At 53.5% G+C, this 24424-nt stretch carries 22 protein-coding genes; 8 read left to right on the top strand and 14 right to left on the bottom strand.

Annotated features, from left to right (window positions below):
- The first annotated feature begins 7 nt into the window (after window positions 1-7).
- Window positions 8-1078 (top strand): catabolic alanine racemase DadX, encoded by a 1071-nt coding sequence (dadX, locus tag KUE00_RS00110; protein ID WP_246757473.1) that lies wholly within the window; start codon window positions 8-10, stop codon window positions 1076-1078.
- A 2-nt stretch (window positions 1079-1080) separates the two neighbouring features.
- Here the strand turns inward: dadX and KUE00_RS00105 are convergent, their stop codons facing one another.
- The 7 genes from KUE00_RS00105 to yeaG form a co-directional block, all read right to left on the bottom strand.
- Complete coding sequence (locus tag KUE00_RS00105; RefSeq protein WP_246757472.1) at window positions 1081-2271, bottom strand: multidrug effflux MFS transporter; 1191 nt, start codon at window positions 2269-2271, stop codon at window positions 1081-1083.
- A gap of 108 nt (window positions 2272-2379) precedes the next feature.
- Entirely contained in the window at window positions 2380-3846 is a 1467-nt protein-coding gene (gene wbaP / locus KUE00_RS00100) for an undecaprenyl-phosphate galactose phosphotransferase WbaP (protein WP_246757471.1), read from the bottom strand.
- Between the two features lie 382 nt (window positions 3847-4228).
- On the bottom strand, window positions 4229-4462 hold the full coding sequence (locus KUE00_RS00095) for a DUF1480 family protein (protein WP_246757470.1): 234 nt from the start codon (window positions 4460-4462) through the stop codon (window positions 4229-4231).
- Between the two features lie 78 nt (window positions 4463-4540).
- Window positions 4541-6268 carry a potassium/proton antiporter gene (locus KUE00_RS00090; protein WP_246757469.1) on the bottom strand — a complete coding sequence of 576 codons (1728 nt, stop codon included), beginning with the start codon at window positions 6266-6268 and terminating at the stop codon, window positions 4541-4543.
- A 292-nt stretch (window positions 6269-6560) separates the two neighbouring features.
- Window positions 6561-7454, bottom strand: coding sequence for a hypothetical protein (locus KUE00_RS00085; protein WP_246757468.1), 894 nt, complete (start codon window positions 7452-7454; stop codon window positions 6561-6563).
- A gap of 211 nt (window positions 7455-7665) precedes the next feature.
- The gene (locus KUE00_RS00080; RefSeq protein ID WP_246757467.1) at window positions 7666-8943 is read right to left on the bottom strand and encodes a YeaH/YhbH family protein; all 1278 of its coding nucleotides are present in this window, start codon (window positions 8941-8943) and stop codon (window positions 7666-7668) included.
- Between the two features lie 68 nt (window positions 8944-9011).
- A complete protein-coding gene (gene yeaG, locus KUE00_RS00075) occupies window positions 9012-10946 on the bottom strand; it encodes a protein kinase YeaG (RefSeq protein ID WP_246757466.1) in 1935 nt (644 codons plus the stop codon).
- 426 nt (window positions 10947-11372) lie between these two features.
- On the opposite strand from yeaG, the gene KUE00_RS00070 reads away from it, so the two are divergent.
- Together KUE00_RS00070 and KUE00_RS00065 are read left to right on the top strand one after the other, a co-directional pair.
- Window positions 11373-12122 (top strand): MipA/OmpV family protein, encoded by a 750-nt coding sequence (locus KUE00_RS00070; protein ID WP_246757465.1) that lies wholly within the window; start codon window positions 11373-11375, stop codon window positions 12120-12122.
- An 81-nt stretch (window positions 12123-12203) separates the two neighbouring features.
- A complete protein-coding gene (locus KUE00_RS00065; protein WP_281434421.1) occupies window positions 12204-13055 on the top strand; it encodes an aldo/keto reductase in 852 nt (283 codons plus the stop codon).
- Between the two features lie 37 nt (window positions 13056-13092).
- On the opposite strand, the gene KUE00_RS00060 is transcribed toward KUE00_RS00065, so the two are convergent.
- Window positions 13093-13968 (bottom strand): D-hexose-6-phosphate mutarotase, encoded by an 876-nt coding sequence (locus KUE00_RS00060; RefSeq protein ID WP_246757463.1) that lies wholly within the window; start codon window positions 13966-13968, stop codon window positions 13093-13095.
- A 68-nt stretch (window positions 13969-14036) separates the two neighbouring features.
- Window positions 14037-15032 (bottom strand): glyceraldehyde-3-phosphate dehydrogenase, encoded by a 996-nt coding sequence (gene gapA / locus KUE00_RS00055; RefSeq protein WP_246757462.1) that lies wholly within the window; start codon window positions 15030-15032, stop codon window positions 14037-14039.
- A 340-nt stretch (window positions 15033-15372) separates the two neighbouring features.
- On the opposite strand from gapA, the gene msrB reads away from it, so the two are divergent.
- Both msrB and KUE00_RS00045 read left to right on the top strand, forming a co-directional pair.
- The gene (gene msrB / locus KUE00_RS00050) at window positions 15373-15777 is read left to right on the top strand and encodes a peptide-methionine (R)-S-oxide reductase MsrB (RefSeq protein ID WP_246757461.1); all 405 of its coding nucleotides are present in this window, start codon (window positions 15373-15375) and stop codon (window positions 15775-15777) included.
- A gap of 5 nt (window positions 15778-15782) precedes the next feature.
- Complete coding sequence (locus KUE00_RS00045; RefSeq protein WP_246757460.1) at window positions 15783-16058, top strand: YeaC family protein; 276 nt, start codon at window positions 15783-15785, stop codon at window positions 16056-16058.
- A 67-nt stretch (window positions 16059-16125) separates the two neighbouring features.
- Here KUE00_RS00045 and pncA read toward each other — a convergent pair whose 3' ends face one another.
- The 3 genes from pncA to sppA form a co-directional block, all read right to left on the bottom strand.
- Complete coding sequence (pncA, locus tag KUE00_RS00040; RefSeq protein ID WP_246757459.1) at window positions 16126-16737, bottom strand: bifunctional nicotinamidase/pyrazinamidase; 612 nt, start codon at window positions 16735-16737, stop codon at window positions 16126-16128.
- Window positions 16738-16745: 8 nt separating this feature from the next.
- Entirely contained in the window at window positions 16746-17765 is a 1020-nt protein-coding gene (gene ansA, locus KUE00_RS00035) for an asparaginase (protein ID WP_246757458.1), read from the bottom strand.
- Between the two features lie 79 nt (window positions 17766-17844).
- A complete protein-coding gene (sppA, locus tag KUE00_RS00030) occupies window positions 17845-19701 on the bottom strand; it encodes a signal peptide peptidase SppA (protein WP_246757457.1) in 1857 nt (618 codons plus the stop codon).
- A gap of 169 nt (window positions 19702-19870) precedes the next feature.
- Here sppA and KUE00_RS00025 point away from each other — a divergent pair, with 169 nt between their 5' ends.
- The 3 genes from KUE00_RS00025 to KUE00_RS00015 all read left to right on the top strand — a co-directional run bounded on the left by KUE00_RS00025 (window position 19871) and on the right by KUE00_RS00015 (window position 22822).
- Entirely contained in the window at window positions 19871-20422 is a 552-nt protein-coding gene (locus tag KUE00_RS00025; protein WP_246757456.1) for an NAD(P)H nitroreductase, read from the top strand.
- Window positions 20423-20569: 147 nt separating this feature from the next.
- Window positions 20570-22486, top strand: coding sequence for a DNA topoisomerase III (locus tag KUE00_RS00020; RefSeq protein ID WP_246757455.1), 1917 nt, complete (start codon window positions 20570-20572; stop codon window positions 22484-22486).
- Between the two features lie 66 nt (window positions 22487-22552).
- On the top strand, window positions 22553-22822 hold the full coding sequence (locus KUE00_RS00015; protein ID WP_246758047.1) for a DUF1496 domain-containing protein: 270 nt from the start codon (window positions 22553-22555) through the stop codon (window positions 22820-22822).
- Here the strand turns inward: KUE00_RS00015 and KUE00_RS00010 are convergent.
- Complete coding sequence (locus KUE00_RS00010; RefSeq protein ID WP_246757454.1) at window positions 22815-23210, bottom strand: pyrimidine (deoxy)nucleoside triphosphate diphosphatase; 396 nt, start codon at window positions 23208-23210, stop codon at window positions 22815-22817. The two genes, KUE00_RS00015 and KUE00_RS00010, sit on opposite strands and share 8 nt — an antisense overlap.
- On the bottom strand, window positions 23210-24016 hold the full coding sequence (gene xthA / locus KUE00_RS00005) for an exodeoxyribonuclease III (protein ID WP_246757453.1): 807 nt from the start codon (window positions 24014-24016) through the stop codon (window positions 23210-23212). The genes KUE00_RS00010 and xthA overlap by 1 nt, the downstream gene beginning before the upstream one ends.
- Between the last annotated feature and the right edge of the window lie 408 nt (window positions 24017-24424).

Here is a 24424-nt window from a genome sequence, read left to right as displayed (position 1 = left end):
AGAAGTTATGTCTCGTCCTATTGTCGCAACCATTGATACCGGCGCGCTGCGGCATAATCTGGCCGTTGCCCGCCAGGCTGCGCCGCATTCACGCATCTGGTCAGTGGTAAAAGCCAACGCTTACGGTCACGGCATTGCGCGCGTCTGGCAAAGTTTATCTGCTACAGACGGTTTTGCGCTGCTTAATCTTGAAGAGGCTATTTTGCTGCGCGACAGCGGCTGGAGTAAGCCCATTCTGCTGCTGGAAGGCTTTTTCCATGCCGACGAGCTGCCGCTTCTCGATCGCTATCGCCTGACCACCAGCGTGCACAGTAACTGGCAAATTCAGGCGCTGGCGAAGGCAAAGCTCTCGGCACCGCTGGATATTTATTTAAAAATGAACAGCGGCATGAACCGGCTCGGTTTTCAGCCGGAGCAGGTTCACCAGGCGTGGCAGAAGCTTAAAACCTTGCCCAACGTCGGTGAAATCACGCTGATGGCGCATTTTGCTGAGGCAGAGAGCAGCGAAGGTATCGCAGCACCGATGATGCGCATCAACCATGCGGCAGAAGGGCTGGACTGTCCGCGCTCGCTGGCGAACTCGGCGGCCACGCTGTGGCACAGCGAAACGCATTACGACTGGGTACGGCCCGGCATTATTCTGTATGGTGCCTCGCCGAGCGGCGACTGGCAGGATATTGCCAGCAGCGGGTTGCGGTCGGCCATGACGCTGAACAGCGAAATCATCGGTATCCAGTTGCTCAAGCGTGGCGACGGGGTGGGCTACGGCGCGCGCTATCGCGCCAGCGGCGAGCAGCGCATTGGCGTCATTGCCTGTGGCTATGCCGATGGCTATCCGCGCCATGCGCCAACCGGCACGCCGGTTTGGGTAGATGGCGTCCGTACCCGGGTTGTTGGCGCGGTCTCGATGGATATGATCACGGTGGATCTGACGCCTTGTCACCAGGCGGGCATTGGTAGCCAGGTTGAACTGTGGGGCAATAACATCAGGATTGACGAAGTGGCGAAAGCTGCCGGTACCGTAGGTTATGAGCTGATGTGCGCTCTGGCACCTCGTGTACCGGTAAAAGTCGTTTAAGCCTATAGCGCGGTCAGCGTACCGCGCACTTTTTTACTGTAGTACCACGCCGTTCCGGTCAGCAATGCGCCCACGACCATCATCAATGCCAGCGCGGATTTCTCCGCCATCGGCAACGCCATCACCAGCAGGCCGCCGGAAGCGCCGCCAGCCATCTGGATAAACCCAGCCAGCGCGGAAGCCACGCCCGCCTGCTGCTGATAAGGTTCCAGCGCATAGCTGGTGGCGGGGCCAACGGTAAAGGCCAGACCGGCTACGGAAATAGCGACAGGCAACATATATAGCGCCCAGCTGGTCTGCCAGTCGGCCGGGAATAGCGCGACGCCGCCCATCAGGGTGAGCGCGCCCAGCGCCATGGCCAGGCTGCCAACCGCCAGACAAATCGGACGGCCCACTTTGCGGATCATTTTATTCACCAGCACGCTAACCAACATAATCCAGAAGCCGTTAGCACCAAAAGCAATGGAAAACTGTAGCGCCGAGAGCTTACCTTCCGTCATCAGCACCTGGGGTGCCAGCGAAACGTAGGTCAGCACCATGCCCAGCGCACCGGCGTTGGCAAAGGCGAACGCCAGAAAGCGCGGCTGCCGCAGGATCTGCCAGTACTGGCGTAGTGGAATACCTTTAACCGCAAGCGTGCCGGCGGGGCGAGTTTCCGGTAAGAAGAAGATAACCAGCAGGGCGATAACAAAGGCGTAAGCGGTTAAAAACCAGAAGGGCGCCCGCCAGCCAAATGCTTCGGCAAGAAAGCCGCCCAGCATCGGAGCCAGCGCCGGAACAATATTTAGCGCGCCGTTCAGAAAACCATAGGCGCGAGCAGCATCGTCGCCGTCCAGGCGATCGCGCACGCCGCTAAAGGCGACCACGGCCGTACAGCAAACGGCGCAGCCCTGTACGACGCGGGCGCACAGGAACTGCGGCCATTCCGCTGCCGTAGCGGCCAGAATACTGCCCAGCAGATAAAGGCACAGGCCAGCCAGCGCAATCGGCTTTCTGCCCAGATTATCCACCAGCGGCCCGGCGACGATTTGCCCCAGTCCCATCACCAGCAGAAACAGCGGAATAGTCGTTTGCACCGTGCTGACCGGCGTATTCAGCCCCAGCGCGATATCCGGTAGCGTCGGCAGATAAAGATCGATACCCAGCGGTGCCAGCAGCACCAGGCTAAGAAGAAGTAACGTGAATTTTTGCATCGGGCAGGCGACGTCCAGTAAAAAGCAAGCCGCACAGAGTAGTGACTGGAAGGGAAAAAGAAAAGAAAAACTTAAGGGGCGACGCTTCCGCCTTCGCCCCTTACTGGCTTAGTATGCGCCGTCGCGACGCAGCACGACGCCGGCCGTTTTAAACAGAATAGCGATATCGGTCCACAGTGCCCAGTTTTTAACATACCAGGAGTCGAAGTAAACGCGGGTATCGTAGTCGATATCGTTACGGCCGCTAACCTGCCACAGGCCAGTCATGCCGGGTTTGGCCATCAGGTAGTAATCGACATCGCCCGCATAACGCTCCAGCTCGGCTTCGATAACCGGACGCGGCCCAACCAGGCTCATCTCACCGCGGATAACGTTCCACAGCTGCGGCAGCTCATCCAGACTGGTTTTACGCAGGAAAGCACCGATTTTAGTGACGCGTGGATCGTTCTTCAGCTTGAAGTCTTTATCCCATTCTTCACGCGCTTCTGCGCTGGTTGCCAGCAGCTCTTCCAGCACCTCTTTCGAGTTGGTGACCATTGAGCGGAACTTGAGGCATTTAAACTTCTTGCCGTCCTGGCCTACGCGTTCATGGCCATAGATTTTATTGCCGCCGTCACGGCCAACCAGCCAACAAATCAGACCAAACGCGGGGGCAAGAAACAGCAGCAGCAGCGAGGCCACCACCACATCAAACACGCGCTTGAGGAAGCGGGAAGAGCGTTTCGCCAGGTTATTGCTCACGCGCAGGATCATCACTTCATGGCTGAAGATAAATGACATATCGGTGCCGTACAGCGGCACGCCGCGCAGTGTAGGAACAACGGAGACGGAACGGCATTTCTTTTTCGACAGCAGCTTGAGCCACTTATCGCGCATCGCCTGCTGCTCGTACTCCATCGCCACGATGAACTGGGTGTTTTCCAGATCGACCGTGTCCCAGATAATATCCTTTGCCGTAATGACCGGTACGCCGTTAAGGCTTTGCGCGCCGGTATGGCCGTTAGAAGCCACAAAAGCTTTGACCTCGTAGCCAAGGATCTCTTCGCTTTGCAGCGCGGCATAGGCCTCACGGGCGTTTTTACCGGAGCCGATAATGATAGTTTGTTTCTGCCACTGACCCGCTTTCAAAATGGCATGCTTGACGCTGGAACGCAGGAGCGGCACCAGGATTAACGCATAGGCCCAGGTAAAGCTCCATAACAGGCGGGAAAAGTCCCATTTTGAAAAGGCAATGAGTGCCAGATCGAGTAAAGAAAAAATAACCAGCGTTTTGATGATTTCTTTCAGCTCGAACCAGAAAGGTTTGCGGTAGGTGTAATGGCGCAGCCGCATCCAGAACCAGGCGGTGCAAACGATCGACATAACGAACTGCGCGGTAAAGCGAATCTGCACTTCCTGCGGCGGGAGGAAAACGTCTAAATTCCCCCAAATAGCCCTTACGGTCACCGCGGATAAAAACAGGGCCAGATTAATTGAGATTAAATCGCTAAGACTTAACGTTACTTTGGCAATAATATTTTTTCGGGTGCCGCTAAATGCGCGGCGACGGTCATTGAGTACCAGAGTACTTGCCATATGCCTGCTCTCTTTTCATAAGGGATTGCTGACCTGACGAGGATCAAGCACGCGTTCAGGGGTAAACCTGCTGAAATTAAGCCTTTAATTTCAACGGGCTGTCTATTTAAATCGTTAGTGTGTTTCGTAAGAAATAAATGAAACACAACCAGGCTGTTTCATCTTGAATCAGTAAATCGAGTATGCAGGAGATAGCGCGGTTAGTTAATACGGGATATTCCGAAAAACGCAGAAGTGCTTTTTAAACAAGAAGGGGAAATATGAAAGGCTGAATTAAATTTCAGGGCGAAATTTATGAATTTTGAATAACAGTTATATGACAAATATAATAGCTCGCCGCCGCGAGTGAACGCAGCGGCGAGGAATTGAGTAGAAACGCGATTCAGGCAGGTTTTTTTAGTACCCATTGATCCTGTTGCGTATCGTAATGGCCAATAGCCAGATCGACAGGTTCGCCATCAATCCAGGCAGGTACGCTGGTCTCATTATCCCACCCGTCGAGCTGATAGCTCAGGCCCGGGTTGGTCTTGCAGGGAATAGTGACCGTATCGACGTTCTGTGCATCCAGCTCTGCGTCGATAATTTCATAGCGACCAATCTTTACGACATGACCCATGATATTCTCCCTTGTGGACTGACACGAACTTTAAGGGTAGTCGCTATTTCGCAGAGATCGAGCGAAATAAGGCCAGGATTATTCTCGCTCTTCAGCCATGCGCACGCCGATTTTCAGAATTTCGTTATCCTGCTTCTCCGCTACGGTCCAGATCATCTCTTTCCATTCCACCTGATCGCCCACTACCGGCGCGCCACCAATCATCCCGGCAACCAGCTGGCCAAGCGTTTGCTGCATATTAATCTCTTCATCCAGCTCAATGCCGTAAATTTCAGAGATATCGTGCAGACGGGCGTCGGCCTGCAGAATAAAGTCACCAAAAAAGCGCTGATCGAGCGAAACCGGCGGCGACTGGCTAAACAGCTTGCCAAGCTCCGGCAGATCTTTCTCGCGTCCGATAACGCAAAGTACATCACCTTCACGCAGGCGCGTATTTCCGGTTGGATGCAGCAGCAGGTTGTCGCGAAAAAGTGCAGCGATACGCGTCTCTCTCGGCATTTTTAATTCACGCAGCGCGGCACCAATGCACCATTTATCTCCGCCCAGCTGGTAAACAAACTGCTCCCAGGGATTTTCAGGATGAATATCCAGGCCAACGCGTGAAATGGGCGAGGCGGTTGGCGGAACGATAACCCTGGCCTTGCGCGCGGCGTAGCCCAGCGAGGTTCCCTGCACCATCAGTGAAACCAGCACCACGAAAAAAGCGATATTAAAAAACAGCGAAGCGTGCGGCAAGCCTGCCATCATGGGGAATACGGCCAAAATAATCGGCACGGCGCCGCGCAAACCGACCCAGCTGATAAAGAAGCGTTCGCGCGTAGTGAAACCGCGAAACGGCAGCAGGCCAACAAACACCGAAAGCGGGCGAGCAAATAATATCAGCCAGAGCGACAGCAGCATGGCGGGCAGCGCGATATGCCAGAGATCGGCGGGGTTGACCAGTAGCCCCAGCACCAGGAACATGCCTATCTGGCTCAGCCAGGCCATGCCGTCAAAGGTTTGCAGAATGCCGTGCCGGTTGCGGATAGGGCGATTGCCCAACACAAAACCACACAGGTAAACCGCCAGAATGCCGCTGCCTTCTAATACGGTCGTCAGAGCAAAAACCAGAATGCCGCCGCTAACGGCGAGCAGCGGATATAGCCCGCTGGCCAGCGAAACGCGGTTTATCAGCTGTAATAAAGCCCAGCCGCCGCCCAGGCCCAGCGCTATTCCCAGACCGAACTGCTGGATCAGGTGCACCACAAACATCCAGCTCAGGCCGGTTTGCCCCTGCTGGATCATCTCAATCAAAGTAATAGTTAAAAATACCGCCATCGGATCGTTGCTGCCGGATTCAATTTCCAGCGTGGCGCTCACGCGCTCGTTCAGCCCTTTACCGCCAAGCAGTGAGAAAACGGCAGCCGCATCGGTTGAGCCTATGATGGCACCCACCAGAAAACCTTCGATCATATTGAGGTTAAACAGCCAGGCGGCGGCCATGCCGGTCAGCCCTGCGGTAATCAGTACGCCAACGGTGGCGAGCGAAAGCGCAGGGCCAAGCGCTACCTTAAAGGAGCTTGCCTGGGTACGCATGCCGCCATCCAGCAGGATAACCGCCAGCGCCAGGTTACTGATCAGATAGGCGGCAGGGTAGTTATCAAAAGCGATGCCGCCGATGCCGTCTACGCCGGCCAGCATGCCCAGCGCAAGGAAGATAACCAGAATAGGGATGCCAAGCTTAGAAGAGAACGAACTGAGCAAAATGCTTGCCGCTACCAGCACTGAACCGATGATAAACAGACTATAGATAGCACTGGCTTCCAATGGGGCAATCTCCTGTATCAGATAAAAAAGTGTCTCAACCAACCTGCTGTAAGAATACCCTGAATGTCAGAATTTGGGCAATTTTGTTTCGCCGGGGCTGTTTCGCTGTGTTTTCTATAGAAGTCGTGAACAAGTCTATGATAAAACAGAAGTTAAAAGGGCGATCGGGTAAACAATAGTAACAAATAGCCTCTGCTTTTGACATCAGAATGCAAAGAATGTAGTCGAAAGCAGAGGACAGGATGGAAAAAAGAGGAATGAAGCGACGGAAAGCAAAAAAATTACGTGTGCGTCAGCCGCCGTATAACCCGAAATGAGAGCCATCTGCGCCACCGGGCTCGCCAAACTCGCTGACGAGGTATTGATGAAGATAATTGATGCTGTCGAACCGTCGCCTGAGTCTGGCCAGACCAAAAGTAAAATGGTAAATATTGTTCAGGAGCATAAGCCTCCTGAGCATATGGGCATGGTCGCTGAACTCATTATCAAGCCGGGTGCATCGCTGCCAGCCTGTTAAATTAGTGGGGAAATAGTGGATAGCCTTGACCTTTACCGTACTGGTCGCGGGCATCTCAGGATAAATCAGCACATGAGGTTTAGTGGCGATAAGGATGCTGGACCAGCGGTAGGCGGGCGCTTGCCTTTTAAACTTATCAAAGTGAATAAGCTCATTAAACGCTTTTCCATTTTCTGAATCGCTGCTTTTATTCAGCAAAAGGTCGGCCAGCAGATAATTTTGCTCACGGCCATCCACGAGCTGCATCTCACGGTGTAATCTGGTGTGAAATTGACTGTCTTCAGTATGGGTGCCCAAAATATTTTGTACGGGTACGCTGAGCTCCAGATTGATATGGGAATTTTTCATCAAAATATCAAAGCCTGGATTGCATCTGGCCTGATAGTTATTTACCAGGCTGGCGGAGATAATATCCGGCCCGGCAATAATTTTAGCCGCAGGCTCTTTCACAAATGACATCACCAAAGGCCGCAGCTGTCTGGCATGTCTTCCCCCGATAACCAGCGGCAAAGCCAGCGAGTCTTGTCGTTCAAGTGCCATTTTCCAGGAGTGTAAAATCAATCGTTTTTGCATAGCCGCAAAGTTTTTCTCGGCGGATTCAGCAAAATAACGTGGGGCGTTCTGACGCAGTTGCCTTCTGCACGTGCGCCCTAAAGATATTTTAAACATCTGTCGTGCTCCTTTTTGACTAAAAAAAGCCTTGCGTAAAACACAGGAAGCTAGTCAGAAAAAAGAAGGGACACAATGAAATACGGCTTAAGCCAGGCGGGATTAAAAGCATGAAGCCAGAATAATTAAAACATAAAACCAGTGCACAAGAAGGTAGGCGGATCGGGAAGAAAATCAGCCAGCGGGTATGCTGACTGATTATTGAGGTTTTTCAGGCATTTTCAGCCTGTCTGTGAAACAGCTCGCGGAATACAGGGTAAATATCTTCCGGCTCGCGAATATGCTGAATGGCAAAGTTATCAAACATGGCCTGTAAATGTTCATACTCGCGCCACAGCGTTTGATGGGCTCGGCGGGTAATTTCGATATAGCTGTAGTAACGCACGACGGGTAAGATATTTTTCGCCAGAATCTCGTGGCAAAGCGGCGAATCGTCGGCCCAGTTATCGCCATCGGAAGCCTGGGCGGCGTAGATATTCCACTGGGCCGGATCGTATCGCTCTTTCACCACTTCATCCATCAGCTTCAGGGCGCTGGACACGATAGTCCCACCGGTTTCCTGCGAGTAGAAGAACTCCTGTTCATCGACCTCTTTCGCCTGCGTATGGTGACGAATATAGACGACATCAACGTTTTTATACGTTCTGCTCAGGAACAGATAAAGCAAAATATAAAAGCGCTTGGCCATATCTTTGGTGGCCTGATCCATGGAGCCTGAAACGTCCATCAGGCAGAACATCACCGCCTGGCTTGAAGGTTCCGGCCGCTTTTCAAAGTTTTTATAGCGTAAATCGAAGGTATCGATAAAAGGCACGCGCTTGATGCGCGCCCGGAGTTCGGCAATTTCTTTACGCAAACGCTCTTCTTCCAGCAGCTGCGCAGGCTCTGCCTTTTGTACCGCTTCCAGCGTCTCTTCAAGCTCGGCCAGCATTCTGCGTTTTCCAGCGGTCATTGCCGTACGACGCGCCAGAGAGTTTTGCAGGGAACGAACCACGCTGATATTTGCCGGTACGCCGTTGGACGTGAATCCGGCACGATGAACCTTATACTCATTCAGCTGGCGATGCTGATTCTTCTTCAGGTTAGGCAGGGCGAGATCTTCAAACAGCAGATCCAGATACTCATCTTTAGAGATGTTGAAGACAAATTCGTCCTGGCCTTCACCATCCTGGCTGGCGTTGCCCTGACCGCTGCCACCCCCACCACCGCCACCTTGTGGACGTTCAACCCGGTCGTTTTGCACGAAGTGGTCGTTACCAGGGTGGACACGATGGCGCTGGCCGCCGCGTCCCTGATGAAATACCGGCTCGTTGATATCATCAACGGGAATGGAAACAGATTCGCCGCTCTCAATGTCGGTTACCGAACGCTTATTAATGGCCTCGGAAATCGACTGTTTAATTTGCGACTTATAACGGCGCAAAAAGCGCTGGCGATTAACCGCGCTCTTATTTTTACCGTTAAGACGCCGATCGATAAAATAGGCCATAGCTCCCCCAAACAACGTTGCCGTCGGGCCAGGTTTTCCTGACCCACGGGAATGGACTTACGAGGTTATCAGGATGATTTTCTCACGCGCAGATACCACTCGCACAGCAGACGAACCTGCTTACGGGTATAGCCTTTTTCCATCATACGGTCGACAAAATCGTCATGCTTTTTCTGTTCGTCGGTGGACGTTTTGGCATTAAACGAAATAACCGGCAGCAGCTCTTCGGTATTAGAGAACATTTTCTTCTCAATGACCGTGCGCAGTTTTTCGTAACTGGTCCAGTTCGGATTACGACCGTTATTGTGGGCACGGGCGCGCAGCACAAAGTTGACGATTTCGTTACGGAAGTCCTTCGGATTACTGATCCCGGCAGGCTTCTCAATTTTTTCCAGCTCCGCGTTCAGCGATTCGCGGTCAAACAGCTGACCGGTATCGGGATCGCGGTACTCCTGATCCTGAATCCAGAAGTCAGCATAGGTCACGTAACGATCGAAGATGTTCTGACCATATTCTGAATAGGATTCCAGGTAAGCCGTCTGAATCTCTTTGCCGATAAACTCGGCGTATTTCGGAATCAGGTAGCCTTTCAGGTGTTCCAGGTATTTCTCTGCCTGATCCTGTGGGAACTGCTCGCGCTCAATCTGCTGTTCCAGCACGTAGAAAAGATGCACCGGGTTAGCCGCTACTTCGACATGGTCGAAGTTAAAGACGCGGGAAAGGATTTTAAAGGCGAAACGTGTAGAGAGACCGTTCATTCCTTCGTCCACGCCAGCGTAATCACGATACTCCTGATAGGACTTGGCTTTTGGATCGGTATCCTTCAGGCTTTCGCCATCGTAAACGCGCATTTTTGAATACGTACTGGAGTTCTCCGGCTCTTTCAGACGCGAAAGAATCGAGAAGCGCGCCAGCGTTTCTAGCGTTCCCGGCGCGCATGGCGCGTGGGTCAGCTCACTGTGGTTCAGCAGCTTGTCGTAGATTTTGATCTCTTCCGACACGCGCAGGCAATAAGGCACCTTAACGATATAAACACGGTCAAGGAACGCCTCGTTGTTTTTGTTATTACGGAAAGTCACCCACTCTGATTCGTTGGAGTGCGCCAGGATGATACCGTTAAACGGCAGCGCGGAAATACCTTCCGTACCGTTATAGTTACCTTCCTGAGTGGCAGTCAGCAGGGGATGCAGCACCTTGATAGGGGCTTTAAACATCTCTACGAACTCCATAATCCCCTGGTTAGCACGGCACAGCGCGCCGGAATAGCCGTAGGCATCCGGATCGTTTTGCGCGTGGTTTTCCAGCTTACGGATATCCACTTTACCTACCAGCGCGGAAATGTCCTGATTGTTTTCATCACCAGGCTCGGTTTTAGCGATAGCGAGCTGTTCCAGAATAGAAGGCCAGACTTTCACAACCTTAAAGCGGGAGATATCGCCGCCGAAGTCGTGCAGACGTTTTGCTGCCCACGGCGACATAATCGTGCCGAGGTAGCGCCGCGGCACGCCATACTCTTTTTCCAGAATATTGGCATCTTCCTGCGGATTAAACAGGCAAAGCGGATGGTCATTAACCGGGCTACGTTCGCCATCGGCGCTGAGTACATAGATAGGCACGCGCTGCATCAGAGATTTCAGACGTTCTGCCAGCGAAGATTTACCGCCACCTACCGGCCCCAGCAGATAGAGGATCTGTTTTTTCTCCTCTAAACCCTGAGCGGCATGCTTTAAGTAAGAAACGATTTGCTCGATCGCTTCCTCCATGCCGTAAAACTCCTCAAAGGCAGGATAGCGAGCAACAACACGGTTGGAGAACAGGCGGGAAAGACGTGGCTCCAGAGCGGTATCGACCATTACTGGCTCACCGATAGCCATTAATAGCCTTTCTGCCGCGTTAGCGTAGGCACTACGATCTTGCCGACAAACGGTAAGAAATTCCTGCAGTGTGAACTCTTCGTCCTTGGCAGCTTCATAACGCTGACGATAGTGATCGAATATATTCATAGCGATGCCCGTCCTTTCATTTTTAGCACAGGTACCAGGAGCCTAATGCGGACCCCTGAAGGAACTTATAATGAGTACAGCAACCCTTATGCCAACCTGACTTCTAATCGGGGTACACAAAATTTACGGTTACTCTGCTCTACAAACTTAGCGTCTTCATTTAAAGCTTAGTTGGCATTTAAGAAATTTCCTGAACCTCCTTGCTTTTCTAATGCAATTTCAATAACAAAGTTATAATTGATCTAAGCGCTTGCCCTTGTCTGATGCGGGCTGGCGGGATTTTGTAAATAAGCCGCCGCGGTGATATCACGCCTGAAGGCAAGACAAATTGATTCTGCGTGCTGCAAGATTTTTAAAATTTAAAGAAATGACGCAGGGCTGATAAACTCTCTGAGCTGATTGTTATATTTATGGAAATAATTAATTGTGAACTATTTCAAAATTAGCGCGCTGGCCGCGTTTTTACCTTTGTGTTTTTCCGCTGCTGTAGCACAAGCTAATCCTCTGACCCTGGGCGCCTCGGTTGTCTACAGCCAGAGCCCTTACAAAGGCGGAGACGATCGTTACTACCCGGTTCCGGTCATTAACTACGAAGGCGATAATTTCTACGTGCGCAGCCTGTCGGCAGGGTATTACCTGTGGAAAGACCAGCAGGACCAGCTGTCGCTGACGGTGCTTGGCTCACCGCAAAACTTCGATCCGGATCGGACTAACGATAAGCAGCTAAAAGCGCTGGATAAGCGTCACATGACGCTGATGGGCGGACTGGCCTATCGCCACACGGCTGCCTGGGGAATGGTCAGAACGGTGCTGGCAGGTGATATGCTGGACAACAGTGACGGCTTTATCTGGGATCTAACCTGGCTCTATCCTTTCCAGTTTGGCGACTTTAGCCTGACGCCGGGCATCGGCGCGCTCTACAGCAGCGCTAACCAGAACGATTACTACTATGGCGTTTCTAAAAGAGAATCACGCCGCAGCGGCCTGCGCAGCTATGACGCTGACGACAGCTGGAATCCCTATCTGGAGCTGACCGCCGCGTGGAAAATCAGTCAAAACTGGAATGCTACCGTTGCCGGACGCTATACGCGCCTGGGCGACGAGATCAAAGACAGCCCAATGGTGGATAAAAATTCCCAGGTTTCGCTGTGGACCGGCATTGGCTACACATTCTAAGCAGCCATAGTTGCACTAAATAAGGGCGCTCTGCGCCCTTTTGTCTGATTATGGTGACCTGAAACGGTGCAGGAGAACATGATGACAAAAACGGTAAACTTTTCTGGTAATAGCCTGCTTCCCGCCATTGGGCAGGGCAGCTGGTATATGGGCGAGGATCGCACCCGGCGCAAAGAAGAAGTGGCGGCTTTGCAGGCTGGCCTTGAATACGGCCTTAAGGTAATCGACACGGCAGAAATGTATGCCGACGGCGGCGCGGAAGAGGTAGTAGGCGAAGCGCTACAGGGTCGTCGGGACAGTGCCTGGCTGGTCTCTAAAGTTTATCCATGGAACGCGGGCAGAGTGGATGCAGTAGAAGCATGCGAGCGCAGCCTGCGCCGTTTAAAAACGGATTATCTTGACCTCTATCTGCTGCACTGGCGCGGCAATGTACCGCTTGAAGAAACCATCGCGGCGATGGAAAGTCTGGTACAGGCCGGGAAAATCCGGCGCTGGGGCGTTTCTAATTTTGACAGTAGCGATTTAAAGGAGCTGCTGGCGGAAGAGGGCGGAACAGCGTGCGCGGCTAACCAGGTGCTTTATCATCTGGCCTCACGGGGAATTGAGTACGATTTGCTGCCTGAATGCCAACAGCTGGCGATGCCGGTGATGGCTTATTGTCCGCTGGCACAGGCCGGGCGTTTGCGGCATGACCTGATGACCCATCCGACGCTGGTACAAATTGCACAAAAAAAGAGCATTACGGTAGCGCAGCTGCTGCTCGCCTGGGTTATCCGTAAGGAAGGCGTTATCGCTATTCCTAAAGCCGGCTCGCTGACGCACGTCGCGGAAAACGCTGCGGCGCTGGAGATCGTGTTAAACAGTGAAGAGCTGGCCTTAATCAATCAGGCCTTTCCACCGCCAACGGGGAAAACGCCGCTGGATGTTGTTTAGCCTCGTTACAGGCGGGCGCGATGCCCGCCTCGGCTGGTTAGCGGCTGCCCAGTCGAATAGTGGTTGCCAGGCGTGCAGGTGATTCTCCGGCACTCTGCATTGGTTTAGTAACGTGTGCAGTTTCAACACAGACCATACTCTTATAGCCCTCGTTGGCCATATCGCCCATGCTGCAGGAAAGTTCAGGCCCCGGATTCCAGGTGACAACGTCACTGTGATAATGGTGATGGACTTCAATCGTTCTGTTACCGACCTTATCCTTAACCACGCTGCAATCTTCAGGCTGCGTATAAATGCGGTCAACGCGATCCGGATAAGTTTGTTTGCCGTCTGCTGACTCGCCTGGCGCATTGTCTTTTACTTTATCGATATAGTGTCGACCCAGTCCGCTCACTTCAACGCCAGCGATATCTTCTACAGCAAAATAGCTGTGCAGTGCCGCAGTGGCGGTAAAGTCACCGTGTGCTTCCAGCTCGATCTCACAGCGGTCACTGAAGCGGAAGCGGGCAAACAGGGTGAAATCGTGCGGCCACAGTTTCTTCGTCTGCTCGCTGCTTGCCAGCTCCAGCGTAAGCATCACGCCTGACTCGTTTTCATCATGCGCGGACAGCGTCCAGGGCAGCGTGCGGGCAAAACCGTGAGCCGGTTCGCCTGCCGGGCCGAACCACGGCCAGCAGATCGGCACGCCGCCGCGAATCGCTTTGCCGGTGGTCCATGCCGTTTTTTCACTGAGCCAGATAACCGGTTTTTCACCGCTGGGCTGCCAGGCTATCAGCTGCGCGCCTTGCAGCGTTACCGCTGCGCGAACCTGCGGATGGACGATAACAACCACGGGCAGATCGCCGACCTTACGCAGGGAGATATAAGGCGTGATCTGGTCAATCACGGGCAGCGAAAAAAGTTTTTCGTTCATCGGAGCTCCTGTGTGTTCAGCAAAAAAAAAGGGCGACCGCAGTCGCCCTCTGGATTAGCTTATCGCTATTACTTCGCGATATGAGCAATCAGATCCAGTACCTTGTTAGAGTAACCGGTTTCGTTGTCATACCAGGAAACCAGCTTAACAAAGGTGTCGCTCAGGGCGATACCGGCTTTCGCATCGAATACGGAAGTCAGTTTTTCGCCGTTGAAATCGGTAGAAACCACTTCGTCTTCGGTGTAGCCCAGAATACCTTTCAGTTCACCTTCTGCTGCGGCTTTGATTGCTTCACAAATTTCTTTGTAAGAAGCAGGCTTAGCCAGGCGAGCAGTCAGGTCAACCACGGAAACGTTAGGCGTAGGCACGCGGAATGCCATACCGGTCAGTTTACCGTTCAGCTCAGGAATAACTTTACCTACTGCTTTCGCTGCGCCGGTTGAAGATGGGATGATGTTCTGAGATGCGCCGCGGCCGCCGCGCCAGTCTTTGTGAGACGGGCCATCAACGGTTTTCTGCGTAGCGGTAGTCGCATGCACGGTGGTCATCAGCGCTTCAACGATACCGAATTTGTCGTTGATGACTTTAGCCAGCGGTGCCAGGCAGTTAGTGGTACAGGAAGCGTTAGAAACGATTTCCTGACCTGCGTAGGCCTTGTGGTTCACGCCCATAACGAACATTGGGGTGTCATCTTTAGAAGGACCGGTCAGAACGACTTTTTTCGCGCCAGCCTGAATGTGTTTACGAGCGGTTTCGTCAGTCAGGAAGATGCCGGTCGCTTCTGCAACCACGTCAACACCTGCTTCGTTCCACTTCAGGTTAGCTGGATCTCTTTCAGCGGTAACACGGATGGTTTTGCCGTTAACAACCAGATGGCCATCTTTTACTTCTACGGTGCCGTCGAAACGACCGTGCGTAGAGTCATATTTCAGCATGTATGCCATGTACTCGGCGTCCAGCAGATCGTTGATAGCTACGATTTCGACGTCGGAACGCTGCTGAGCAGCACGGAATACGATGCGACCGATGCGGCCAAAACCGTTGATACCTACTTTGATAGTCATATATTCCACCAGCTGTTGTTAGTGAATAAAAGGTTGGCTGTAAAATTACAAAAACCTTATCAGGCGTCAAGCGGAATCGCTTCAATAGTTGCGACAAATCAAACCCTGGAGCTGGAATAATTGCCATAAAGCGCCTTCCGCGACGGGAGCCTTATCCCTAGTTTGGGGCATCCGACCCGAATATAAAGGGGTCGAAATTTCAAAGAGTGACCTGAGTCACAATTTTGCCCGCGTAGCACTTTCAGACTACACCTCAACGGAAAAAATCCCCTGAGGTTGTTATGTATTTGTTAGAATGTTAGCTGAAAACTTCAGAATCACTTTGCCAGAGACGCTTAAAATGGCCGAACGCCCACTGAAACCCGAAACCGATCTTAACGAAATGCAGCATTACGTTACCCAGCAGCGCGGCACGGAACCGCCTTATTCCGGCAAGCTGTTGCATAACAAAAACGAGGGGCTTTATCACTGCCTCGTTTGTAACGCTCCGCTGTTTCTCTCTGAAACCAAATATGATTCCGGCTGTGGCTGGCCAAGCTTCTATCAGCCCTACAGCGACGAGGCTATTCGCTATCTGGAAGATGACTCGCACGGCATGCAGCGCATTGAAATCCGCTGCGGAACCTGTGACGCGCATCTGGGCCACGTTTTCCCTGACGGCCCACAGCCTACGGGCGAGCGCTACTGCGTTAACTCGGCTTCATTAAGCTTCACCGATGAAGATGGCACCCAGATTAAAGGATAGTCGCTATGGAGCTTGATGAGGTTATTGCTGCCATGACGCCGGATATTTACCAGCGTCTGGCGACGGCAGTCGAAACGGGGAAATGGGCCGATGGCGTCGCCCTGACACCGGAACAGAAGGAAAACAGCCTGCAGCTGGTTTTGCTCTGGCAGGCGCGCCACAACGACGAGCCGCAGCACATGAGCGTAGGCAAGGGCGGCACAATGGTGATGAAAAGCAAAAAGCAGCTCAAGGAAGAGTTCGGCATCGATGACGACGTCACGCAAATCAGGCTGCAATAAATTATTCCTGCAGGAATAATTCGCCCGTTATGCCGTATGGCCTGCCTGATGACGGCAGGCCATTATTTCAGCGTATTATTGCGCCCTGCGCGGCCATTTCCGCCAGCGCCTTGTCACCATCGTCCGGCGAGAGATTCACGCTGCGACAGCCTGCGCTCACTACCTCGACCCTGTAGCCCAGGGCAAGTGCATCCAGTACGCTGTACTTTACGCAGTAATCCGTTGCCAGGCCCATGACCGTTAGCTCATTGATACCGCAGCTTTGTAGCCAGCTGTGCAGTTCCGTTTCACTGCGGCGGCCGTTATCAAAAAAGGCGCTATAGCTGTCTACGTTCGGCTGCTGGCCTTTATACACTCGCTTCGTCACGTATTGCTGCTCCAGCGCCGGGTGCAGTTCCGCCCCGTGGCTATGCTGCACGCAGTGATCCGGCCACCAGACTTGCGCCAGACCGTCCAGATTGCCGACCGTTCCCTGTGGCTGACCTGAACTGGAAGCAAAGCTGCCATGACCGGCGGGATGCCAGTCCAGCGTCGCTATCACCGCTTGTCCACGCTGATAAAACTCTGCGGCGTAGCGGTTAGCAACGGCAATCACCCGATCGCCTTCGCTAACGGCCAGCGCGCCGCCAGGACAGAAATCGTTTTGCAAATCAATCAGGAGCAGGGCGCTGGCGTTCATGGCTTACCTCACTTTTCGTCTGGCGTTAGTTCGCCGCGCAGATTAATCTGCATTTTCTGGCGAACCTCATCGCTGGAAAGATCCTGGCTGAGCAGGAAGTGCAATTTGGTCAGGGTGGCCTCGACGGTCATATCGTAACCGCTCACTACCCCGGCCAGCGCCAGGGCGTTGCCCGTCGCATAGCCGCCCATATTCACTTTACCGGACATACACTGCGTCAGGTTAATGACTACGATCCCGCGATCGGAAGCCTCCTTAAGCTCTTTGAGGAAAGCCGGGTTTTGCGGCGCATTACCGACCCCGTACGAACGCAGGATTAACGCTTTTACCGGCTGGCGCAGGAAGTTGCTCACAACATCCGCAGAAATGCCGGGATAGATAGTCACTACGCCAACCGGCTGCGGCGTTATTTTTCTGACGATCAGGTCACCAGTACCGTTAGGCGCTGGTGGCGTATTCAAACGACGAATGTGGATACCGGCTTCCAGTAGCGGTGCCAGATTTGGCGAGGCAAAGGCATTAAAGCCGTCCGCATGGGCTTTGGTGGTACGGTTGCCGCGATAGAGCTGATTATTAAAGAATAAGGCCACTTCATTTATTGGATAGTTAGCGGCAACGAACAGCGAGTTAAGCAGGTTTTGCTGACCATCGGAGCGCAGTTCCGCCAGCGGAATTTGTGACCCTGTCACAATAACCGGCTTTGCCAGATTTTCCAGCATAAACGAGAGGGCGGAAGCGGTGAACGCCATGGTGTCAGTACCATGCAGGATCACAAAACCGTCGTAGTTATCGTAGTTAGCCCGAATATCGTCCGCAATCGATTGCCAGTCCTGCGGCGTCATGTCCGAGGAGTCCATCAGCGGCTGGTACTCATGAATAGTGAAATCCGGCATTTCGGCGCGATGAAACTCTGGCATATTGGCCAGCTGATTTTGCAGATGCCCCGATACGGGGATATAGCCATGCTCGGAACGCTGCATGCCAATGGTGCCGCCGGTATAGGCCACGTAGATGGATTTTTTTTGCATGTGATTACTCAGGCTGGAAAAAAGAGGCAGTATAAGGTGAAAACAGGGGAAAAGCAGCCCGACCAGCGGGCTGCCTGCGTTATTTTACCTGGCTACAGGTGAGACAGAATGCGTAGCGATTTTGCGGGTCGTTCATATTATCGAACAGCCCCGGCTGATTTTTCATCGCGGACATCACGTCAAACATGGGCGCAGGAAGATAAGCTTTGATTACCGAAGGCAGTACCGCCTGGGCAGAAGCGCTCACCTGACTGAACAGTAAATCCATAAAGCCCGGATCCTGTTGATACCAGTTCAGCTGCCATGTCTTGATGTGGGCCAGCTCGGCTGCTTTGGCTACCGCATCGTCGAAGTCGCCAATGGCATCAACCAGGCCGTTGTTTTTGGCATCGCTGCCTGTCCAGACGTGACCTTGTGCTATTTGGTCAATCTGTTCCGGCGTTTTACCGCGCGAGCTGGCGACCAGGCCCAGGAAGTTTTTATAGCCATTTTCGATGCTCATTTGCATCATCTGCTGCACTTCCGGCGGCAGCGCTTTGGTGGTAGCCACATCGGCCAGCGGCGACGTCGACACACCATCCGTGTGCACGCCAACGGCATCCAGCGAGTTTTCCACCGTATTAATCACGCCAAAAATACCGATAGAGCCGGTGAGCGTGCTTGAGCTGGCAATAATGTAATTGGCTGGCGTCGAAATCCAGTAGCCTCCGGAAGCGGCCATGCCGCCCATCGAAACGACCACCGGCTTGCCGGCTTCTTTTGCTGCAGCCAGCTCTTCACGAATGGTTTCGGAAGCGGTAACGCTGCCGCCAGGGCTGTTCACGCGCAGAATGATGGCTTTAACCTTATCATCAAGGCGCGCCTGGCGAATTGCCATGGCGGTGGTATCGCCGCCGACGTTGCCCGGCGTTTCATCGCCATCCATGATGGCGCCGTTAGCCATGATCACCGCAATATTGCCGTTGCCGGTCGGCTTATCTTTCAGATGGTAGTCATAGATACTGGTGCCGTTGAAATCCTGCGCCTGTTTGTCCCAGCCGAAGATTTTGCCAAACTGCTGATCCACTACCGAGCGGGATGCCAGTTCATCCACCAGCTTGTTGTCTTTTGCATAGCGAGCGGTGTCGCCCCCCACTTTTTGCAGTCCGTCGAGCACGCCCTGTGCGCCAGGGAACAGCTGCTGTGGCGTAATCTGGCGATTGGCGGCGATTGTACCGAGATAGTTCTGCCACAGTTCGCCAATCCAGCGGCTGTCGGCATCACGCGCGGCCGGGGACATATCATCACGCAGGAAAGGCTCTACGGCTGATTTATAAGTCCCCACGCGGAACACGTGTGAGTTAACCTTCAGCTTATCGAGCAGCGTTTTATAATAAAGTCCGTTGGTGGCAAAACCGTGCAGATCTACCGTACCCTGCGGCGACAGGTAAATCTTATTGGCGAAGCTGGCAAGATAATATTGTGCCTGGCTGTAGCTGTCGCCGGTGGCGTAAATTTTCTTGCCGCTGTCGCGGAATTCATGCAGCGCTTTACCAATATACTGAAGCGAAGGCTGATCGGCTCCGGCAAAATCGCGTAAATCCAGCACCATGCCGGTAATATTAGCGTCGTCTTTTGCCTGGCGAATGGCGTCAACCACGTCAAACAGGGAGTTTTCTTTCAGGCGGTCGCTGTTGCTGCCCAGCAGCTGGCGGCCAATTTTACTGAGTTTGTTGCTGACGGATGGCTTGTCCACAATCACGCCGGTTAAATCAACCACCAGCGCACCTTTCTGTGTTTCTACCGGCGTGGAGGATTTAGAAAACTGGAAGTAAACGCCGACACAGATCAGGATCAGCAGCACCAGGAACAGGTTAAGAATAAATTCCCGAATAAAATTGAGCAGGCGCCAGGCCCATTTAAAAACGCCAGCGATCGCTCGCCATAAAGTGCGCATAGTCTCTCCATAATCGCGAAAAAAAAGCCCGTGCAAACGGCAGGCGGGTCAGTATGGTGACATCCTAAAGAGCAGGGGCAAACTTGTCAGCAGGAAAAAGCGGAATGCTGTAACAAATCATCATCCTGTGCTAGCTTCAGCCACTCAGCTTTTTTATCAGGAGTAAGTTATGGACGCACTGGATCTGGTAGTTAATCGTCGTTCCGCCTCACGCTTAAGCGAACCTGCGCCAAAAGGTGAAGCGCTGGAAAATATTATTCGCGCCGGAATGCGTGCGCCCGATCACGGTACTTTGCAACCGTGGCGCTTCATCGTGATTGAAAATGAAGGGCGCGAGCGCTTCAGCCAGCTGCTGGAAAACGCCGCGCGTAACGACAATATGGAAGAGAAAGCGATTGAGAAAGCAAAGCAGTCGCCGTTTCGCGCACCGATGATTATTACCGTCGTGGCGCACTGCGAAGCGCATCATAAGGTTCCTCGTTGGGAACAGGTGGTTTCAGCAGGCTGTGCGGTAATGGCTATGCAGATGGCGGCGCAGGCGCAAGGATTTAACGGCATCTGGCGCAGCGGTGCCTGGACCGAACACGAAGCCGTGCGACAGGCATTTAACTGCCGCGAGCAGGATGCTATCGTCGGTTTTCTTTATCTGGGTACGCCGCAGTTAAAATCCTCCACCACGCTGGTTCCGCCCGATACGGCACCTTTTGTCAGCTATTTCTGACAGACAAAACGCATCAGGAACGGCAGCATAGTCGCTAATTGCGAATTTTGCCGGGATAACAGGCAAACGGACGAGGAAACACTTATCACCGTCTGACGAAAACGCTACCATCTTTATCCTCTATTTCCTGAAGGAAGCCATCGCCGGATGCGTTTGTTTATTGCCGAAAAACCCAGCCTTGCCCGCGCGATTGCGGATGTATTACCTAAGCCGCATCGCCGGGGCGACGGCTATATTGCCTGCGGCAGCGATGACGTGGTGACCTGGTGCGTCGGCCACCTGCTGGAGCAGGCGCAGCCAGACAGCTACGATAACCGTTACGCGCGCTGGTCGCTGGCCGACCTGCCTATTGTGCCGGAAAAATGGCGGCTTCAGCCGCGTCCTTCCGTGGCGAAGCAGCTTAACGTCATCAAAACACTGCTGGAAAAAGCCAGCGACGTTATCCACGCGGGCGACCCGGATCGTGAAGGTCAGCTGCTGGTGGATGAGGTACTGGATTATCTGGCCTTGCCGCCGCAAAAGCGCGCCAGGGTGCAGCGCTGCCTGATTAACGATCTCAATCCGCAGGCCGTAGAAAGGGCAGTCGGACGCCTGCGCGAAAACCGTGAGTTTATTCCGCTTTGCGTTTCCGCGCTCGCGCGTGCGCGTGCGGACTGGCTCTACGGCATTAATATGACGCGGGCCTATACGCTGTTAGGCCGTAACGCCGGCTATGATGGCCTGCTTTCGGTTGGGCGCGTACAGACCCCCGTGCTTGGACTGGTGGTGCGGCGCGACGAAGAGATCGAAAATTTCATTCCTAAAGATTTCTTTGAAGTCAAAGCGCATATCGTTACGCCAAAAGATGAGCATTTTGTGGCGCTCTGGCAGCCGAGCGAAGCCTGTGAACCCCATCAGGATGAAGAAGGCCGCCTGCTTAACCGTCAGCTGGCCGAACACGTGGTGGCGCGCATTGGCGGCAAGCCCGCGCTGGTCACCAGCTATAACGACAAGCGGGAAAACGACACCGCGCCGCTGCCTTTCTCGCTTTCGGCTTTACAAATCGAAGCCGCCAGACGCTTTGGCCTGAGTGCGCAAACGGTCCTGGACACCTGCCAGAAGCTGTACGAAACCCACAAGCTGATTACCTATCCGCGTTCTGACAGCCGTTATCTTCCCGATGAACATTTTGCGGGTCGGCATTCGGTGTTGAAAGCGATTGGCGTCCATCAGCCAGACCTCACGCCGCCGGCCGACTTTGACAGCAGTCGCCGCAACCGCTGCTGGGACGATAAAAAGGTTGATGCGCACCACGCGATTATCCCAACGGCGCGTAGCACCCAGACCAGGCTGACCGAGAATGAAAACAATATTTATGGCCTGATCGCCAGACAGTATCTGATGCAGTTCTGCCCGGACGCGGTCTACCGCAAATGCGTGATCGAGCTGGATATCGCTGGCGGCAAGTTTGTGGCCAAAGCGCGTTTCCTTGCCGAAGCGGGATGGCGCGCGCTGTTAGGCAGCAAAGAGCGCGATGAGGAGAACGACGGGACGCCGTTGCCGGTCGTGGCGAAAGATGATGAGCTGCTGTGCGAAAGCGGTGAGGTTGTCAGCAAGCAAACGCAGCCGCCGCGATCCTTTACCGATGCGACCTTGCTTTCAGCAATGACGGGCATCGCCCGCTTTGTGCAGGATAAAGATCTAAAGAAAGTGCTGCGAGCGACCGATGGTTTAGGCACAGAGGCAACGCGCGCCGGGATTATTGAGCTGTTATTCAAACGCGCCTTTTTAGTTAAAAAAGGGCGTTACATTAACGCCACGCCCGCTGGCCGCGCCCTGATCCACTCGCTACCCGAAATGGCGGCGCGTCCGGATATGACCGCGCACTGGGAATCCACGCTGACTAAAATCAGTGAAAAGCAGTGTCGCTACCAGGACTTTATGCAGCCGCTGGTGGAGACGCTCTATACTCTGATCGATCAGGCCCGTCAGCAGCCCGCTGCGCACGCATTCCGTGGCCTGCCTTCGGAGGCGAGTAATCGTAAAAAGCCGCGACGCAAGGCGGCAAAAGCGAAGGAAGCTTAGATGAAAACTGCATTAATACTGACTGGCGTACTTTTATTAGGTACATCGCTTTTTGCAGCAGCCGATATGCACATCAGTACGGGGCAGGGCAGCTATCAGCAGCCGCAGCCACAGTCCGGCAATGGCGCTAACGCAGAGGTGATGGTAGATATGCCGCCGGAAGCCTGGACGCAGGGGCAGAACAATAACCAGCCTCCGTGTCTGCGCTGCTGTACTTATGAAAACCGCAGCTACACGGAAGGCTCGGTAGTGAAAATGGAAGGCGTGCTGTTGCAGTGTGGCCGTGACGAGAAGTCTTACGGCACCAATAATCTTATCTGGAAAACCATCAGGTAGCTTTGTTGAGCCAGGCCGCCAGTAAGGGAATATCCGCTGGCGCCAGGTCATAGCTCTGCGCTTCTTCCGGCAAACACCAGACAAAGGCCTGGTGGCAGTTAAGCCGGAGATCGCCGGTAAAGTCGGTAACCAGCCAGGCGTGCAGATGGATCTGCCGCCCGCTTACCGTCCGGCTTTCGCTGGCAATATAGCTGCCGATGACGGCATTGATGCCCAGCTCTTCTTTTAGCTCTCTGTGCAGCGCCTGCGGCTGGCTTTCTTCCGCTTCAACTTTACCGCCGGGAAACTCCCACAGGCCAGCCTGATCGCCAGACTCTCCGCGCTGCGCCAGCAGCAGTTTGCCCTGACGGAAGATGAGCGCGGCGACTACCTCTATTTCTCTCTGCATCAGAAGCTGAATTCAGCCCAGACGGGCGCATGATCGGAAGGCTTTTCCATACTGCGAATAGCATAATCGATACCGGTCGCTACACAGCGTTCGGCCAGCGGCTGGCTGGCGAGCAGCAGATCGATACGCAGGCCGCGGTTGTCATCAAAGCCTTTCGAACGATAGTCGAACCAGGAGAAGCGGTCGTTAATATCGGCATTTTGCGCGCGCCACGTATCAACCAGACCCCAGTTCATCAGGCGATCCATCCATTCACGCTCTTCCGGCAGGAAAGAGCATTTACCGGTGCGCAGCCAGCGCTTGCGGCTGTCTTCACCAATACCGATGTCCAGATCGGTCGAGCTGATATTCATATCGCCCATAATTAACACCGGGTTGGTCGGCTGCTGTTCCTGCTCCAGATAGTTTTGCAGATCGCGATAAAACTTCTCTTTCGCCGGAAATTTTGTCGCGTGATCGCGGCTTTCACCCTGCGGAAAATAGCCGTTGATCACGGTAATGTTGCCAATCGGGCTGGCGATATCCGCCATGATCAGACGACGCTGGGCATCCTCGTCATCACCAGGAAAACCCCTGCGTACCATCACGGGTGGGGTTTTGGTCAGCAACGCCACGCCGTAATGGCCTTTTTGACCGTGATAAAACACGTTATAGCCAAGGCTGGCTACGTCATCGAGAGGAAACATGTCGTCGTGCACTTTGGTTTCCTGCAGGCCGATAACGTCAGGCTGGTGCTGCTCAACGATGGCGGCAAGCTGGTGAGGACGGGCACGTAGCCCATTGATATTAAAAGAGAGGAATTTCATCATAAGGCCCGGTGGCGGGAAAAAGAGGGCCGAATGGTAGCAGAACCTGGGACGGGCTGTCATCTTTGAGTGGCAGGGGAAACATGAACAAGAGTATGGGTCAAACCTTCGAGGTCGAAGCTTCTCATCCTTCCCCATGGGGAATATGAATGAAAATGCGCTAACGCAGGATTTAAATAGGTCTGAAATGGTGAGCTGGACTGTAGAACCGTGCGGGAAGGATTCACGTCGCTTTGCTCCGTGCCCTTCGGGTCAAACCTCGAGGTCGAAGCTTCTCATCCTTCCCCATGGGGAACATGAATGAAAGTGCGCTAATGCAGGATTTAAATAGGTCTGAAATGGTGGTGGGGGAAGGATTCGAACCTTCGAAGTCGATGACGGCAGATTTACAGTCTGCTCCCTTTGGCC

Origin of the sequence: Erwinia phyllosphaerae (assembly GCF_019132875.1) — a bacterium.
In the GTDB taxonomy this organism is placed as follows: Bacteria; Pseudomonadota; Gammaproteobacteria; order Enterobacterales; family Enterobacteriaceae; genus Erwinia; species Erwinia phyllosphaerae.
The sequence above is the reverse complement of the archived record's forward strand: the minus strand, read 5'-3'. Positions and strand labels throughout refer to the sequence as shown.